This is a genomic window from Mediterraneibacter sp. HA8405, assembly GCF_056148955.1.
On record NZ_CM148758.1, the window covers coordinates 2,402,071 to 2,419,152 of the forward strand.

The 17,082-nt window shown below is 42.9% G+C and carries 15 protein-coding genes; all 15 read right to left on the bottom strand.

The window, feature by feature from the left end; genetic code table 11:
• Positions 1-72: 72 nt before the first annotated feature.
• Positions 73-1,134 (bottom strand): acyltransferase family protein, encoded by a 1,062-nt coding sequence (locus AC0QUU_RS11295; RefSeq protein ID WP_474542868.1) that lies wholly within the window; start codon positions 1,132-1,134, stop codon positions 73-75.
• Positions 1,135-1,212: 78 nt separating this feature from the next.
• Positions 1,213-3,171: a glycoside hydrolase family 25 protein gene (locus AC0QUU_RS11300; RefSeq protein ID WP_474542870.1), complete on the bottom strand. Its 1,959-nt coding sequence runs from the start codon at positions 3,169-3,171 to the stop codon at positions 1,213-1,215.
• Between the two features lie 218 nt (positions 3,172-3,389).
• Positions 3,390-4,649 carry a hypothetical protein gene (locus tag AC0QUU_RS11305; protein WP_474542872.1) on the bottom strand — a complete coding sequence of 420 codons (1,260 nt, stop codon included), beginning with the start codon at positions 4,647-4,649 and terminating at the stop codon, positions 3,390-3,392.
• The gene (locus AC0QUU_RS11310) at positions 4,639-5,415 is read right to left on the bottom strand and encodes an ABC transporter ATP-binding protein (RefSeq protein ID WP_474542874.1); all 777 of its coding nucleotides are present in this window, start codon (positions 5,413-5,415) and stop codon (positions 4,639-4,641) included. Before AC0QUU_RS11310 ends, AC0QUU_RS11305 begins: the two co-directional genes overlap by 11 nt.
• A gap of 31 nt (positions 5,416-5,446) precedes the next feature.
• Positions 5,447-6,250 (bottom strand): ABC transporter permease, encoded by an 804-nt coding sequence (locus tag AC0QUU_RS11315; protein WP_474542875.1) that lies wholly within the window; start codon positions 6,248-6,250, stop codon positions 5,447-5,449.
• Between the two features lie 11 nt (positions 6,251-6,261).
• Positions 6,262-6,639, bottom strand: a complete 378-nt coding sequence (locus tag AC0QUU_RS11320) for a hypothetical protein (protein WP_474542876.1) — start codon at positions 6,637-6,639, stop codon at positions 6,262-6,264.
• Complete coding sequence (locus tag AC0QUU_RS11325; RefSeq protein ID WP_474542877.1) at positions 6,605-8,755, bottom strand: glycosyltransferase family 4 protein; 2,151 nt, start codon at positions 8,753-8,755, stop codon at positions 6,605-6,607. Before AC0QUU_RS11325 ends, AC0QUU_RS11320 begins: the two co-directional genes overlap by 35 nt.
• A 4-nt stretch (positions 8,756-8,759) precedes the next feature.
• Positions 8,760-9,980, bottom strand: coding sequence for a nucleotide sugar dehydrogenase (locus AC0QUU_RS11330; protein ID WP_474542878.1), 1,221 nt, complete (start codon positions 9,978-9,980; stop codon positions 8,760-8,762).
• Entirely contained in the window at positions 9,956-10,708 is a 753-nt protein-coding gene (locus AC0QUU_RS11335; protein WP_474542879.1) for a WecB/TagA/CpsF family glycosyltransferase, read from the bottom strand. The genes AC0QUU_RS11330 and AC0QUU_RS11335 overlap by 25 nt, the downstream gene beginning before the upstream one ends.
• A gap of 17 nt (positions 10,709-10,725) precedes the next feature.
• Positions 10,726-11,856: a non-hydrolyzing UDP-N-acetylglucosamine 2-epimerase gene (gene wecB, locus AC0QUU_RS11340; protein ID WP_474542880.1), complete on the bottom strand. Its 1,131-nt coding sequence runs from the start codon at positions 11,854-11,856 to the stop codon at positions 10,726-10,728.
• Between the two features lie 199 nt (positions 11,857-12,055).
• Entirely contained in the window at positions 12,056-13,495 is a 1,440-nt protein-coding gene (locus AC0QUU_RS11345) for an LCP family protein (RefSeq protein WP_474542882.1), read from the bottom strand.
• Between the two features lie 123 nt (positions 13,496-13,618).
• The gene (locus AC0QUU_RS11350; RefSeq protein WP_474542883.1) at positions 13,619-14,536 is read right to left on the bottom strand and encodes a nucleotidyltransferase family protein; all 918 of its coding nucleotides are present in this window, start codon (positions 14,534-14,536) and stop codon (positions 13,619-13,621) included.
• A gap of 14 nt (positions 14,537-14,550) precedes the next feature.
• Positions 14,551-14,826: an HPr family phosphocarrier protein gene (locus AC0QUU_RS11355; protein ID WP_474542885.1), complete on the bottom strand. Its 276-nt coding sequence runs from the start codon at positions 14,824-14,826 to the stop codon at positions 14,551-14,553.
• A gap of 43 nt (positions 14,827-14,869) precedes the next feature.
• The gene (locus AC0QUU_RS11360; protein ID WP_474542886.1) at positions 14,870-16,153 is read right to left on the bottom strand and encodes a CdaR family protein; all 1,284 of its coding nucleotides are present in this window, start codon (positions 16,151-16,153) and stop codon (positions 14,870-14,872) included.
• Positions 16,150-17,013 (bottom strand): diadenylate cyclase CdaA, encoded by an 864-nt coding sequence (gene cdaA, locus AC0QUU_RS11365; RefSeq protein WP_474542887.1) that lies wholly within the window; start codon positions 17,011-17,013, stop codon positions 16,150-16,152. Before cdaA ends, AC0QUU_RS11360 begins: the two co-directional genes overlap by 4 nt.
• Between the last annotated feature and the right edge of the window lie 69 nt (positions 17,014-17,082).

Here is a 17,082-nt window from a genome sequence, read left to right on the forward strand (position 1 = left end):
TTCCCCCTGATGTGATACATTGGTATTGACGAAAACCAATGTATCACATCAGGGGGAATTCCTGTCATCATTTTAATACTTCACCACTTTTTTCTGGATATAATCTGTCATCCTGCTGATAATAATTGATAGTATAATCGAAATAATCACCAGCAATGCTTCACCGGAAATCCGGTATGTCGGAAATTCAAACCGTTTCATTACCAGTCTCACTGCCACATGTGTCAAATACAGTTCAAGGGTATATTTCCCGAACCAGCCGAAAACTGATGTTATCACTCTACAAATCTTCTGTCCCAGACTCTTTCTGGCAGACAGATACTCCAGCACCAGGATAAAAAGCATCATTAACGCGTAATTTAAATATGCCAGTGTATAGGTACCCAATATTTTTATACCAACAAACTGAAGCGGCCATGCTAATATTATGGCCAGAACTGCCGTAAGATAGATACGGCTTCTTAGGATTTTCTGTTTTTCATATACCGCCTTGCCAATCAATACACCTATAAGGAATGCCGGTATTCTTAAAAGTGCAATACCGATACAGTTATACAATTCATTATTATACAGCTGAAGCATTACAAGTATAACTGTACTCATAACACACAAAAGAAGGATTCGCATCTGTGCAGAAACTCTGTCCGCCGCTGACTCAATGATATTAAAAATATGCGGGAATACCCAGTAGCAGAACGCTGCCATCACAATATACCAAAACCATCTCTCCCCTTCTGTAAAGAAGGTGACAAAGAAAAGATCCTGTAAAAAAGCTCCCCATCCCTGATGTTCATAAAAAATATCAAGCCACAGCCAGGACGGAATGGCTACAATAAAATAAGGAATCAATATACGGGTATATCGCTTTATATAGAACCGCTTCGCCTCCGGTCTTTTTTTCCAGGAGAAATAGAGCCCGATTCCGGACAGAAGTAAAAACATATCAACTCCTGAACTTCGGATATACTTATAGAATAGCTGTATTATCCGGGAATCCCTCACATAATAGGCATCCCCGGAAAAATGGAAGGCAATAATCAGTACAATTTGCACCCCCATCAGAACATTTCTGTATTTTGACAAGTTTTCGTACGAAAGCTGCTTTTTCTCCATCATCACATTTCCCCCACTCATAAAATCTCTTCTGATTTTTTCAGCAATCTTTTTTCATATTAAATTTCCTGGCTATACTCCAATTTACATCAACAGAACTTATATTTTTGAAATCACTTTTCCACCGCTAACTTTATAAACAGTATTTCCTTCTTTATACGTACCGTTATATTTAAAATTCACTTTACCACTCTGACAAACCCACTTGCCTTTGCTGTTACCGGCAATTCCATTGAAAGTAAAATCCACCTTACCATTCCGGATCACCCACCAGCCCTTGCTGTTCTTTGCAACAGTATTAGAATAAAAGTTTACTTTTCCATTCTGAATATGCCACCAGCCTTTACTGTTCTTTGCTACTGTTTCCGTAAATGTCACCTTGCCGTTAACCACATACCACCATGCAGATTCGCCCTTCACTGTCCCTTTTATTACGTCGTTCACTCCAAACTGAACCTTGCCTTCTTTGCAGTACCACCAGCCATTTTTATTCTCGGCGAAACCAGTGTAAGTAAAATCCACTTTACCGTTCCGGATCACCCACCAGCCCTTACTATTCTTCGCTACTGTTTCGTCAAAAATCACTTTACCTCCGGTAACAAGCCACCACGCATACTCGCCATTAACTGTCCCCTTAATAACATCATTCACTCCAAACTGTACTTTTCCTTCTTTGCAGTACCACCAGCCATTTTTATTCTCAGCGAAACCAGTGTAAGCAAAATCCACTTTACCGTTCCGGATCACCCACCAGCCCTTACTATTCTTCGCTACTGTTTCATCAAAAGTCACTTTACCTCCGGTAACAAGCCACCACGCATACTCGCCATTAACTGTCCCCTTAATAACATCATTCACTCCAAACTGTACTTTTCCTTCTTTGCAGTACCACCAGCCATTTTTATTCTCAGCGAAACCAGTGTAAGTAAAATCCACTTTGCCGTTCCGGATCACCCACCAGCCCTTACTGTTCTTCGCAACAGTATTGGAATTAAAGTTTACTTTTCCATTCTGAATATGCCACCAGCCCTTGTTGTTTTTTGCTACTGTTTCTGTAAATGTCACCTTACCGTTAACAACATACCACCATGCAGATTCACCGTTCACTGTTCCTTTTATTATGTCGGTACAATCGGTATCTGGCTTTCCATTTTTATAATAATACCATTCCTGAGTATCGGGGGCTTGATAAAACCCGTTTGATCTTAAGCCTGCTCCCAGATCAATATTCAGGTCTACATATCCATTAATACCACTGACGCTTCCCTGCGACGAGCACTGCCACATACTGTATTTACCTGCATATGTACATATTGTATTGTACTGTGCTACCCACTTATCCCACTGATTAAACCTGCTGTCCGTCAGATAATTTGTAAACCAGTCTGTATTAGCATAAATTGCCACTTCGTAGCCCGCAGACTCAATAGTATCGCAAAAAGCCTGTGCTACATCAGCAATCTCAGTTGAGGTTAATTTATTTCTAATGCTGCTCTCTTCAAGATCATAATAAACAGGATATGAGAGATCATATCCCTTAATCAGCCGAAGTACATGCTTAGCTTCACTCTTTGCTTTTTCTACTGTATCAGCATATGAATATAAATATGTACTGAACGGAATACCATATTTTACACATGCATCGGCATTAATCTTCCAATATTTATCGTCCTGACTTTCATAATCCTGTCCATAACCACATCTCACAATTGCATAATCGACACCGTTAGCTTTTACTTTTGACCAGTCGATGGTTCCCTGGTGTTCACTGACATCAATACCATAAGCAACAGCCCCGTCAATATTCGTAGGCCATGTGTCATACTGAATATACCGAAATTTTTGAAGTATCCGTTCTCCTTCTTTATACCGCCAACTGTTTGCGCGATCTCCTGCTTCAGGACTGCTCTCTGTCCTATCAAAGCCTTTTTCATTTTCGGCAGCGATTACATCCGAATCTTCTGGCTTTTCTTCTGTTATGTTTCCTTTGGATACACTCGATTCTACTGCATAGACCTTCACACCCTGCATATTAGTTCCGGCAATTAAAAACGCCAATAATAAACAGATTATCTTCTGCCACCTTTTTCTGAACACCCTATATACTCCTTTTAAAATATATCACATATCAATAATATTTTTATATTTTATCAATTTCCATAATACAATTCAACCGGAAAAAGTTTCCACAATTTAATCCAGCAAGATACATTTCGAAAGTTTTTTCAAAAAAACATGCCGCATGAAGAATTTTTCCTATGCAGCATGCTCTTTTTTTACTTTTTTTTGAAGGTGCCATAATTCTGCACATTCCTTTTCACTTTACCAAACAGTCTTTTCGCCTTCACCCCGACTTTGATCCATCCCCACTCCAGATCCTTCTTCATTCCTTCAATTTCATTTTTCATCCTTGCATTATCTGTTTCCAGTTCTTCAACTTTCTTTTTCTGGTAATAATTGGTCCGCATAAGCGAGTATCTTTCATACCAGAATTCATTGATCACATAAAACAAATTTTTAAGTTTATGAACGTCACCATCTGCCCGCACACACCTTACCAACAAATCAATCATCTTAAATACCGCAGTATTCTCAACGGCAGAGTGTACGCTTGGTGCTCCCTGTGCATCATACAGCCAGGTAACAATGTTCCCGTTTTTTTCTATCCCAAATCCCGGGCTTATTCCAGATAGCTCAAAAAAATTCTGAAACTGAGTTACATAATCAGCATCAGATCGGACATTTTCAATCAAAAAATACACTGACTCCGGATTTTCTCTGATAATTCTACTATTATCATTTCGTATAAACAGATCACTGGCTTCACGTATACCTATACCGATTATTCTTTCCAGATCTTCCGAATAAGGATACTTTTCCAGTAAAAGTTGCGGATTAATCGCCACCACTGAACAGCCCGGAAGATATCTGGATACCCCTATGGCTGCTGTACCGCCTCCGGACGATCCATACAGTACGATATCTGCATTTTTTATATGCAGCAATTCCGCAATTCTTCCGATGCACTGAGCACAGTACTGCCGATAATCTTCGTCTTTCGTCCCATAATACCACCCCAACGTGCACTCGGAAAAAGTATAATACATCGGATCCTCCAGCGATACCAGACTGGCATTTGTATCTTTATACCATGACCATCTGGAAAAAGACGGCAAAGGCGCAAGAGCCTTTCCCCCTTTTCGTGTACGGCTTCCGTCAAACATTACGTATAACGCAGGAATGTTTCCCCGGTGAAAAAATCCTTCGATCCTTGCACTTCCGATCTGAGTATAAAAACGGGTATCCGGAAGGTTTTCTGTCTCTTTCTCAACGGAAAATTCTTTCGGTTCTTCCGATAAAATTGACGCATCCGGAAACTTTGCATGCCGCTCTTTATCCAGATCCACTTTCAGAGTCTCAGGATGCAGAGCTGCTTCATCAAAGGGAGAAAAAATCCGGGCGATGTTCTCTTCGAGACTGAATTCCTTATTCCACTTTTCCCTGTTTTCCTCCCCCGGTTCTTCTCTATTTATCACTGTTTCCTGCTCCTGCATCCGCCGCATGTCTTTTCCGATACCTCCTCATAAATCCCTCGTAATCCTCCACTACCTGTTCTGCCGGTCCGTATTCTTTTACAACACCGTCGTGAATCCAAATTACCTCATCGCAGAGTTCCAGTATGCTGGAATTACTGTGAGATACGATCATTACAGTTTTATTTTTATCTTCTATAATCTCTTTCATCTTCTCATAACTTTTTGCCCGGAAATTGATATCTCCAACACTTAATACTTCATCGATCAGTATAATCTCTGTGTCAAGAATCGCGGTAATGGAAAAAGCCAGTTTGGAATACATGCCGCTGGAATAGGTCTGCACGGGCTTGTATATAAAATCTCCAAGTTCGGAAAATTCTATAATCTCCGGAAGCCTCTCTTTTATCTCTTTCTCCGTAAATCCGAGCAGAAGTCCTGATAAGTAGATATTCTCAAGACCACTCAGGTTTGCCTGGAAGCCAATTCCAATTGCCAGCAGCGACAAGCGGTTTCCGAATGTATTGACTGTCCCTTCATCCGGAGAAAAAACTCCGGCTATGGTACGCAGCAGTGTTGATTTTCCACTTCCATTCTTCCCTATGATCCCTACAATTTTACCTTTCGGCACTTCGAAGCTTACCCCTTTAAGTGCTTCATAATAATCCCTTCTCTGACGGATCTTCCCGAAACTTTTCCGGATGGAGAAGGATTTCATGCTCCGGTATGCAACTTTTACATCTTTTACTTCTATCGCAATTTCACACATTCAATCATTACCATCCTTCATTATTCTTACTTTAAACTACCTTTATATATGAGTTTTCAAACCGGTACATCAGCTTCAGTCCCACGAAGAGCAGAATGAACGAAATAAGCAGCCAGTAAATGTACAGTTCTGACCGGAGAGGCTGTCCATATATAATAATCTTTCTCAGCTCATCAATTACATATGCTACCGGATTGACCGTGATCATCATTCTTCCCACATTGAATCCAAGAAATGTAGTCTGTGACAGCCGGTCACTAACATCATAGAACACACCTGACAGATAAAACATAAAGCGCAGAATAACCTGCACCACATTATAAAGGTCGTTGATATACACTCCAAAATGTGCCACCAGGACACTGCACGCAAATGTCAGAAGCAGAACAAGCAGGATAACAGGAATACATCCGATCAGATTCACCGTCGGATGTATCCGGTATGCCACTGCAAAAGCAGCCACAATCCCGAATGAAATAAGCATCTTGAAAGCATTGACATACAGCTTTTCCAGGATCAGCATATATTTCGGAATATATATCTTACTCACGATCCCCCGGAATGTATTAACAATCTTTACAGAAACCATAACAGTTTTATTGAAAAAATTCCATACTGTAAGGCCGATAATCACAACAACAGGCAGGTATTCTCCCCGAGATCTGAAGACAACGACTGTGATGAATACATAAACAAGCATGAACAACACCGGATCCAGTATCCACCACATCCACGTCAGATATGAACTTCCCACCTCTCCTTTAAGTTCTGATTTTGCGGCATACATGGAATAAGGATTGTATCTTTTAATATGTGCTGCTACTTTTTTCAGCATTGTCATCTCTCCTATAATAATTCTATGATATCCGACACCTGCTGACTGCAGTCGGTCAATATCATATTATTTATATACAGTCTTTTCTGATATCTCTTATAATAATCCAGCGAATAAAATATCACTCCTGGATATTGTCTCACCAGAATATGCATCTTGAGTGTATTTCCTCTCACCAGCACCACAAGCCTTGTATTCTCCCGGCGAAAACTGTTGTAATGTGCGATGACCTTTTTCATTTCCTCCGGAGAATATATCTGATAAACGATACTGTAATCATTATTGCGGTACACTGTAGGCTTCGCCGGCTGGAAGGTCCTGTATACTTTTTTGGCGCTCCGGTAGAGAACCGGATTATTCTTTACCAGTTTGATCACAAAATTCTTCATAATCTCCTCCCAGTTCCAGTAGTAATCTGATCTGCTCCCACACCGGTGCAATATCATAATTATCTCTTACAAATTTCTGCCCTTTTACAGCTGCCTGCGCATAACTGTCCGAACTATTTGTAAGATGATCTATATATGCCGCGATTTCTTCCAGAGTATCCATCACAACATCCTCCGGATAGATATATTCGATTCCGTCCCAGCGAAGAGCTGCTGTCACAGCGCCTGACGCCATTCCTTCAAACGGCGTCACATGGAAACTCTCCGGAAACTTCGGATCACTTAAAGACAGCACGTATCCGATTCCTCGGAGAAATTCCGTCATTTCAACCCAGCCGTCAAATGTAACAGAATCTGTCAGACCTTCCGCTTCTATTTTTCTGTAAACCTGCTCATAGTATTCCCGCTCTTCCGGGACATTCCATGTGTTCGGAAATTCTTCCGGTCTCTTTCCCGGCACATGAAGACAGTATCGCGGGTCTTTCTCTTTGAGCATTTTCAGCAGCTCAACTGCCCGGTCCAGGCCTTTCCGTTTCGGAAGAGCCCCGATCAGAGCCAGATGAAAACGGCTGTCAGGAGTTTTCTCCTTTATATATCGCTTCGTATCGATAAAATTGTCGACAATCGTACACTTTTCAGCAGGAATGCGGAAACGTCTCGTAAACTCTTCAAACCAGTAATAAGACACTGTAATTATTTTGGAAACCCGGTTAATGTCTATATTATTTCCGTATTTTCTCGCCACCTCAAACCGGTGTGCTCTGATGAACAGTCTCTGATGCGGATATGCATGATTTGAATACCACTGTGCCGATGTCAGGAGCCATTCGCACCAGATAATGTCTGCACGTTTCAGGTATTCTGCTGCTTCTTTTGCCGAGAACTCCATATACTCGTCCAGCTCCTGCACCTCCAGGGCAAATTCCGATTTAAAATATGGAAACAACGGCTTTAAAAACTTCAGGTCATGACCGCTGACCAGAAGCCGCATATCTTTTTCCGGATAAACCTGAAGCGCTTTTCTTACATTTTCATATATATGTTTTACGCTGAACTTTTCAGCAGACCTGGACAAACATGCTTCCGCCTTTTCCCATACTTCCCTGTCACGGAAAGCTGTCAGTATCTTTTCCAGACACTCTTCCTCTGATTCCACAAAAAGCGGATAGTCCTCCCCGAGGATCGCCATATGCATCTTTGTTCTTCTGAGTACTACCGGCACACCGCCGTGGCAGTATTCCAGAAGTTTTACAGACACTTCCAGCGAATTGTCATGGTCCACAGCTCTGCTGCGGAAAGAATAGCCCAGACAGCATCCTTTCGTAATTCGCTCTGTCTCACTGTGCGGCTGCGCTCCGTGGAATATAATATTGTCCGCGTTCTTAAGCCTGCCGAAGATTTCCTGCTTCTGTTCCGCAAGATCACGGTTCACTTTGCTGCCTATGAAATGAAGCCGGATCGCCGGATCTTCTGTCCTAAGACGGTCCATAATATCCAGCAGCTCCAGTATATTCCAGTCTTTTGCGATTTTGCCTGCATATACGATCGTTTTCGGCTGTTTTTCCTGCTTCTTTCCCGGGAATACGACCGGATAAAGCACATGGAATTTACTTCCGTCCACGTTAAGTACATCTTTTAAGTATTGTTTCATAGCTTCTGTCTGTACAAAATATGCCTGTACCTTTCGGTACAGGTCTTTTAAGAAGCTTTTCTGTGTATCCGGCATCTTGTCTTTATCGTGACAGAAGTCCGTAAGATATGGAATCACTTTCCCGATAATCCCGGAGCCGGCCACACTTTCCATTACCTGAGTTCCTCTGATAATCATACAGGAATAATCCCGGAGTTCGTCGATGGTCTTTAACACTTTCACAATATTGCCGCTGTCGACCTCTGTAATATGGTCGATATAGTCTTTCACATAGAGAAGTCTGATCCGGTATCTCTTCACAATCTCTCCGACAAGAATATGATTGCGTATTCTTTTCTTCAGCAGAATATCCACATAATTTTCTTTGTCTTCCAGAAGAAGCTTTGCCAGATTAACCAGCCAGATACTTGATCCGTCTATGATATTCAGATCAAGGTCACCATATATAAGTATCTTTCTTACCATACCATTAACCCCTCAAAAATCCGATGCAGTCATAGTATGGTTTTTCCATAATACGCTTTTTCACGTCATCGTTTTTAAATTCATCATGAGCCAGTGCAACTACAAGGTAATCGCAGCTGTCCAGAAGTTCGTCGAGCGGAAGCAGACGGATGCCGCTGATCTCACTGCTGTGACTGTTCGGCTCACATCCGCATACGTTGTATCCGTCGCTCTCCAGAGCTTTTGCCAGTGCCAGCGAAGGGCTCTCTCTCATATCGTCAATATTCGGTTTATATGCCATGCCGAGGATTCCGATTTTCTTCGTCTTATCGTTTCCGATTCCTTTTAATACCTGATCCTTTACCCAAAGAGGCTTTTTCTCATTGATTTCTCTCGCCGTACGGATCAGAGTCGCATCCTCTCCGTATTTCTCGACAATAAACCATGGATCCACTGCCAGGCAGTGACCGCCCACGCCGAGTCCCGGGGTGAGAATAGACACTCTCGGATGCTTGTTTGCAAGTTCGATCAGCCGGAACACATCAATTCCTGCCTTCTCACATAACATGGAAAGCTGATTTGCATATGCAATATTTATGTCACGGAATGTATTCTCCGCAAGCTTACACAGCTCAGCAGTCACGTCATCGCATACGTAGCAGTGTCCTTCCACTACAAAAGTCTCATAAAGCTCTTTTGTTATCTGGGCTGCTTTCGGATCTTCTGCCCCGATGATCCTGTCATTGTGTTTGAGTTCATACAAAATCCTGCCCGGCAGAACTCTCTCCGGACAGTGAGCTGTATAAAAGTCGCTTTTTTCAAGTCCGCTTTCCTCTGCAAGGATCTTTGTCATCATTGCAGTAGTATGAGGCGGAACGGTAGATTCGAGAATCACCAGATCGCCTTTTTTGAGTACTTTTGCCACTTCTTTTGCTGCCGACTCTACATAGGAAAGATCAGCCACTTTCTCGTTTTCTTCTTCCTGAAATGGTGTGGGAACACATACAACATAGATATCAGATGCGGAGATTTCGTCTGTAATCTCAAGACATCCGTTTTCTCTCACCTCTGTAAATGCTTCCTGAAGATGATTTTCCACAATATGAATTCTGCCCCCGCGCAGGCTCTCGCAGACTTCTTTCTTTGCATCAAAACCTTTAACATGATGTCCGGCTCCCGCCATCACCACGGCTGTCGGAAGTCCGATATATCCAAGTCCTACTACTGTAATTTCTTTGCTCTGCATACACTGCCTCCATTTATCTTCTGAAATTCCTGTTTTTTTTCCTTTTTTACCAGCCTCCTGAATTCCAAGAGTTCCGGTATCTGCTTAAATCGCTTCGGCTCACATACCATCCGGTACAGCCATTCCATCCCGATATTCTGAAGAAATGCCGGCGCCCTTTTCACCTGACCGGCAAAAACATCAAGTGCACCTCCCACGCCCAGCAGGATACTCGCGCCGGTATCTTGCCCGTGCTCCATGATCCACTGTTCCTGAAGCGGCGTGCCTTTTGCGATAAATACAACATTAGCCCCCGAACTCCGGATTTTGTCCATAATCTCCGCATCTTCATACCCGTTGCAGTAACCTGCAATTATCATTTCAGGATACAGCTCTTTCAGCTTTTTCTGTGCGGCCAGATTATTTTTCTCTGATGCTCCATAGAAAAAAATCCTCGCTCCGATTTCTCTTGAACACCGGCAGATATCCTCCATCAGATCTATTCCTGTAATACGCTCGACGGCCGAATCCGCAGCTTTAACAACAGATGAACCGTCCGCCAGGAAAACGTCGAATCCCATAATCAGTCTTTTCATCTCCGGATTGCGGTGTATACGCACAATCTTTCGTGCGTTGATCGCAACAATTGATATCCGGCGATGTAACTGAATGGTTTCTTCTATTACACTAAGCAATTGCTGCCGATTTATCATCGAAAGAGGGACTCCAAGTACACTTGTATTTTTCATGTCTCTTCTCCTTTTTCCTATGCCGAAATTTCCTCCGGCACTCTGTTGCGGAAATACCTGAGAATAGCATCAACAATCCTCTCACTCGCATGGCCGTCCCCATACGGGTTTTCCGCTTTACTCATCCGTTCATATTCCACTTCATCATCCAGCAGACGGCTGACCTGTTTTACAATATTATCTGTAGAGGTCCCTACCAGCTTCAGCGTTCCGGCTTCCACGCCTTCCGGCCGTTCTGTCGTTTCTCTGACTACAAGCACAGGCTTGCCCAGACTCGGACCCTCCTCCTGTATACCGCCGCTGTCTGTAAGAACAAGATAGGATTTTTTAATAAGATTATGGAAATCTGTCACTTCCAGCGGCTCAATCACGCGCACCTGATTGTTTTCCCGGAACATCTCATCAGCAAGTCCCCGGACAGCCGGATTCATATGGCAGGGATAGATTACCCTGACATCAGGATATTGTTCTGTAATTCTGTTCACTGCAGTAAATATTCTTTTTAAAGGCGCACCCCAGTTTTCTCTTCTATGCGCGGTCAGCAGAATAATTCTCCCGTCTCCCGCCCACTGAAGAACCGGGCTGTCATATTCTTTTTTTACAGTTGTCTTAAGTGCGTCAATGGCAGTATTTCCGGTTACATATATTTTTTCGGGATCCTTATTTTCCTGAAGCAGATTTTTCAGGCTCTGCATTGTAGGGGTAAAATGAAGTTCCGCAATATCCCCTACCATCTGTCTGTTAGCCTCTTCTGGATAAGGTGAATAAAGGTTATGCGTCCGAAGCCCCGCTTCCACATGCCCCACCGGAATCTTGTGATAGAAAGCGGAAAGAGCAGAAGCAAATGTAGTCGTTGTATCGCCATGAACAAGCACCATATCCGGTTTTTCTTTTTCCAATATACTGTTAAGTCCGTGAAGTATCGTTCCCGTTACCGAATCAAGTGTCTGTCCTTTTTTCATAATATTTAAATCATAATCCGGTGTAATCTGAAATGTCTCCAGAACCGAGTCCAGCATTTCCCTGTGCTGGGCTGTCACGCATATAACACTTTTTATCTCTTTTTTATGATGTTCCATTTCCTGTATAATCGGAGCCATTTTTATTGCTTCCGGGCGGGTTCCGAAAATACTCATCACCTTTATCATTGTCTCACCTTCCCTGTAAATATCTTTTCCATATCTATTATAGTTATACAGAGAATTTGTTCATCGAATCCAATTTAGAGTTATGTTAATTTTATGTTAAATAATCGATTCCTTCCCTTTTCAGAACATAAAAATACTGCCGAACTACTTATTTAGTCCGACAGTATTCAATAAAATTCTATATAGCGTTAACCGACAACTAATTTAATGATTCCGTATCTTCCAGTGTGCCGCCTTCCTCAACTACATTCACCAGATCAATAATTCCGTTCACACTGTCATAATCCGGAACTGTAACATACAGAAGCTGGTTAGGTTCTGAATAGCAATAATCTTGTGCGCCCGTTCCTTCAGCCGCGACAGACTGAATCGTCCATTTAGCATTTGTATTAAGCTGATATCTGATCAGTGAATTAATCTGCGACTGCGAAACATTCATCTCCACATCCTTGCTCACCTGATTCAGAATACTGTTTGCCTTCAAAAGCATAGTCGGAGAAAGCATTTTCTTTATCATCGCCGTAATGACAGCCTGCTGATTTTTGCCACGCTGATTATCCCCGTCAGCCAGATTATGCCGCTCGCGGCAGAATGCAAGTGCCTCCTCTCCGTCAAAGTGGTTGTATCCTTCCTGAACATCTACGATACAGCCGGATTCATCTCCCGTCGTAAACGCGACTTCAGAATATACGTCTATTCCACCCAGAATATCAACAATATCAATCAGAGAAGTAAAGTTAAGCCTTACATAATAATTAATATCTGTCTCATAAAGCTGGCTCAGTGTTGCCATGGAGGCGTCTATACCATAAATCCCCGCATGGGTAAGCTTATCGTTTTGTCCCTTGGACACGCCCGGTATCTCCACATAATAATCCCGCGGAGTTGTAACGAGCAGAACCTGATGCGTTGTCGGATTGACAACAGCAATAATATTCACATCGCTCCGGCTTGTCTCTGTCACTTCACCGTACACGTCAATTCCGCTGATGTATACTGTAAAGGGCTGTTTTGTCAATGAACTGTCTCCTGAATTTCCAAAATTCAGTTCTACTCTGATTGACGTCTCGTATATAATACGGACGTCATCGCTATAACCCTGCACTGCGCTGTCCATCAGCTCTGTATATGCTTTGTTATAAATAATCGCATCAACGTCTCCGTTGACAAGCGCCTGAGCCTGATCCTGAACAGAAGCACATTCCACAGTGCTGATATCCGTCCCTAATTCCTCCTGGATGTCAGTTACCGCGGCCTGCATATTATCACCGCCGCGCTCAAACTGAACGCCAAAGCTGTAATCCATGGCATCTTCAAGCACCTCAGCAGCATCATCAGAACGGACAGCAACCACCATCCTGTCAATCTGATAACTGCCTCCTGTAATCATAGCGATAATATTATTGGCTCTGGCCACATAAAATGTACCGAATGAAAGAACACATACCATCAATAAACTGAACAGTTTTCCCAGGGTGCCTTTCTTTCTTCTGACCATCTGGCTTGTAAATGTAATACACCACAGGAAAAATAAAATCAGCCCTATCATAGCGAGATATCTCATGGGTAGCATATCTAGAAGTACAACAACTCCCATGAAAGCCAGACTGACTACTGTCTGAAGTATAATACAGAACATTCCAAAACGGTTGCGCTCTGAACGTCCGGAATTTCTTCTCGTATTTTTCGGTCTTCTTCCAGCCCTGTCGGCTGTTCTGCTTTTCTTAGACATCGCAATAATTCCTTTTTCTTATCTTATGAATTATGAATACAGAACCGAAGGGTACATTCCCTTCTCTATCAGCTTGTTAACTTCAGAAACAACAGTCTCCCGATCCTCTTTATATGTTACGCCAAACCACGCATCCTCCGAACGCAGAACTTTAACACAGATCTTATTCTCCTGAAGCAGCTGTCCCACTAATACAGGAAGTAAATATTCAGCTTTCAGATCCTCCTCTTCTGTTTCTGAAAGGAACTTTTCGAATTCTTCTTCCAATATGTTAAAGAACACAGGTGTAAGCCCCCACATATTCATGGAAACCGGGGAGTTCAGATCCAATACTTTCACGTATCCGTCATGCTCCGCCACAGCGTGGTCACCTTCTCTTTTTATATTATGGGTTTCTGTAATCCCGGCAAGCATGCCGTCCTCTCCCACCTGGCATATGCCGCGGGTAACTCCCCCATTCTCACTCAGTGTATTTTTCAGCACAAAGCTGACCATACAAATTTGTATTTTATCAGTATTCTGTACGCTTGTCAAATAGGAATACGCCTCTCTGTACGCTTCTTTTCCATAATAATCATCTGCATTGATAACAAGGAAAGGTGTATCTATAAGATCTCTGCAGCACAAAATAGCCTGGCCCGTACCCCAGGGCTTCGTCCGGCCGTCAAATTTCTTCTGGTATTTTTCAGGAATATCTTCTGTCTCCTGATAGGCATAGGCAACTTCTACCTGTTTTTCAATCCGGTTTCCAATCACCTCACGGAACGTTTCTTCCAGATCCCTCCGGATTACAAATACAACTTTATCAAACCCTGCTTCAATCGCATCATATATAGAGTAATCCATGATAATCTCTCCGCCTGGTCCTACCGGGGCAAGCTGTTTGATTCCTCCTCCGAAGCGGGACCCCATCCCGGCAGCCATTATTACAAGTGTTGCTTTGCTCATAGTATTCCCCTCTCTTATTCGCCTAATCCGTCTTCTACCAGACGTATCATGGTCTTAAGTGCCTGTTCTTCATCATCGCCTTCGCAGATAATCTGAATCTCATCGCCGCTTTTAATGCATGCGCCAAGCACACTGAGTACACTTTTTGCATTTGCAGTCACATCTTCATATCGTGTTTTTTTGTACACAGTTATTTTACTTTTAAATTCCATCGCAGTCTTACAGAACAGACCTGCCGGCCTCAGATGGAGGCCTGTGGGATTCTTGATTGTCACCTTTCCGCTTATCATCCTATGTCAACTCCTTATTCCAATTTTTTAAGAATATCCGAAATTATCCGCTGCTGTTTTCCGCACCACTGACTGTTTCATTCTGCTTTTCTTCCAAAACAAGATTTACCGTCACATTATTCACCAAAGTAATCCCCTTAGGTACGTTGACATCTACCGGAACATCATATGTGCCGGGCTGTGTATAACCGGACAGATCCACCGACACGGCATTGGTAATATCAAGCACATCGAGCAGTTCATCGCTTCCGCTGAACTGGAAGGTAATCTCTGCGTCCGGTTCGTACGACACCTGCAGATTCTCCGCCAGATTATTAATTCTTATGGAACTTACCATAAAATCTACCGAGCGGGTTCCTTCCTCTTCGATTACAACTGTAACAAGCACATTCCCCGCATTTTCCTCAACCAGAGAAATCCCGTCCGGAAGGTAAGGCGTAATATCTACCGTCTTTTCCATCCTTTCATTCGCACCTTCAACGCTCAGTTGAGAGGCCGGGACCACTATTTCTGCCACATCTGCAAGATCTTCACTTTTTCCGCAGATCTGTACGGTCTCAGGTTCACTGGTTATCTCCGTCACCTGATATCCCTCAGCAGGTGTACCGGATGTACTGAATACAACCGGCACGGTCTTAAAGGGCAGTACTTCAACATGTACGGTAATACCGTCTTCGCCCAGGTTGTTGCTGATCTGACTGTTTGTCACCTCATTGCCGTCTGCATCATAAAGAACCAGTGTAGCTTCAATATCTGAATCTTTAGAAATTCCTTCTATATTTATACTGGCAACCGCCCTGTCCACCCTTTCTATCATAGACTCGGATCCGGTTATAGTAACCTGTTCCGGATTAACAGTCATATCACCGAGTATATATCCGTTACGCTGCGTTCCCGTATGCTCTACAGTCAGAGAGAGTACCTTTTTACCTGTTTTCTCTACTCTGATCTGCAGATTTCTCGGGCTTGCATCTGCTGACTCATAATCCCCCGCATACTCCGGAATTGTCACCTTGATCGGAACAAGTCCGGTGTCTGTGTCCATTTCCCTAATATCTGCTGTTGCAACAATATCATCTGCATTAATATCCTGCAGAGTCTGACGTTTTGCATATACAGTAACAGTTGCGCTCTGATCGCCTACAACCTGATAGACATTTCCCTCCTGAGTAATGATATCCTCATTAACAATTGTAACCGGCACATTCAGATAGGTATCGCTTGAAACCGGATTGTCAATATTTACTACTATCAGCCACAGGAAGGCTGCAAATACAAATGCCAGAAGCTTCAGGCCAGGATTTCTGGTAAATTTATATTTTTTCATGTCCTGCGCCATCCTTTCCGTATAGCAAACTTCCTGGGTTCAGAATTTCTATACTGAATCCGGCTCAGCCATTTTCTCAGTTCTTCTGCATTTATATCTCTGGTAAGAGCCCCTCCCATTGCAACGGAAACCATTCCGGTTTCCTCGGAAACAACAATTACAAGAGCGTCGCACACTTCACTCATTCCGAGAGCGGCTCTGTGCCTTGTTCCCAGGTCTTTGCTGATGCTCATATTATCTGATAAAGGCAGATAACAGGTTGCCGATGTAATTCTGTTGCCACGTATAATCACCGCACCGTCATGAAGCGGCGTATTGTGTTCAAAAATATTGATCAGTACCTGGGAAGAAACTTTACAGTCCAGCTCAATTCCCGTCATTTCATACTCACTGAGCTGGATCGCCTGCTCAACTACAATCAGGGCTCCTGTACAGACACTGCCCATTTCAAAACATGCACGTACGATTCCGTCTGCTGTCTCATCCGAAAAGCGCTGATTTTCTTTATTTCTGTCAAAAAGATTAATATTGCTGAAAAGATTCTTTTCTCCCAGCTTTTCCAGGGCGCGCCGCAGCTCCGGCTGGAACACAACAACCGCAGCAGTAGCAAGAACACTAATGCACTGCCCCGCAAGAAACAATATCGTATGCATCTGAAAGATCCATGCCAGTAAAATAAACAGTCCCAGCATGATAATTCCGCGCAGAAGCATCCAGGCCTTGGTATTTTTTATCCAAAGCATAATTTCATATACAATAACTGTTATAATCAGAATTTCAACGACATCCTTTATCTGTATATCCGGTAAATACATGCCGTTTGAAAATCTGCTGAATAAACTTCTTATCCAGTCCGTCATATTCTGTATCACCGCCTTATTAACTCACACAGTCCTCTGTGGAACCCCGCTTGGAGAAATCCGTTTTCC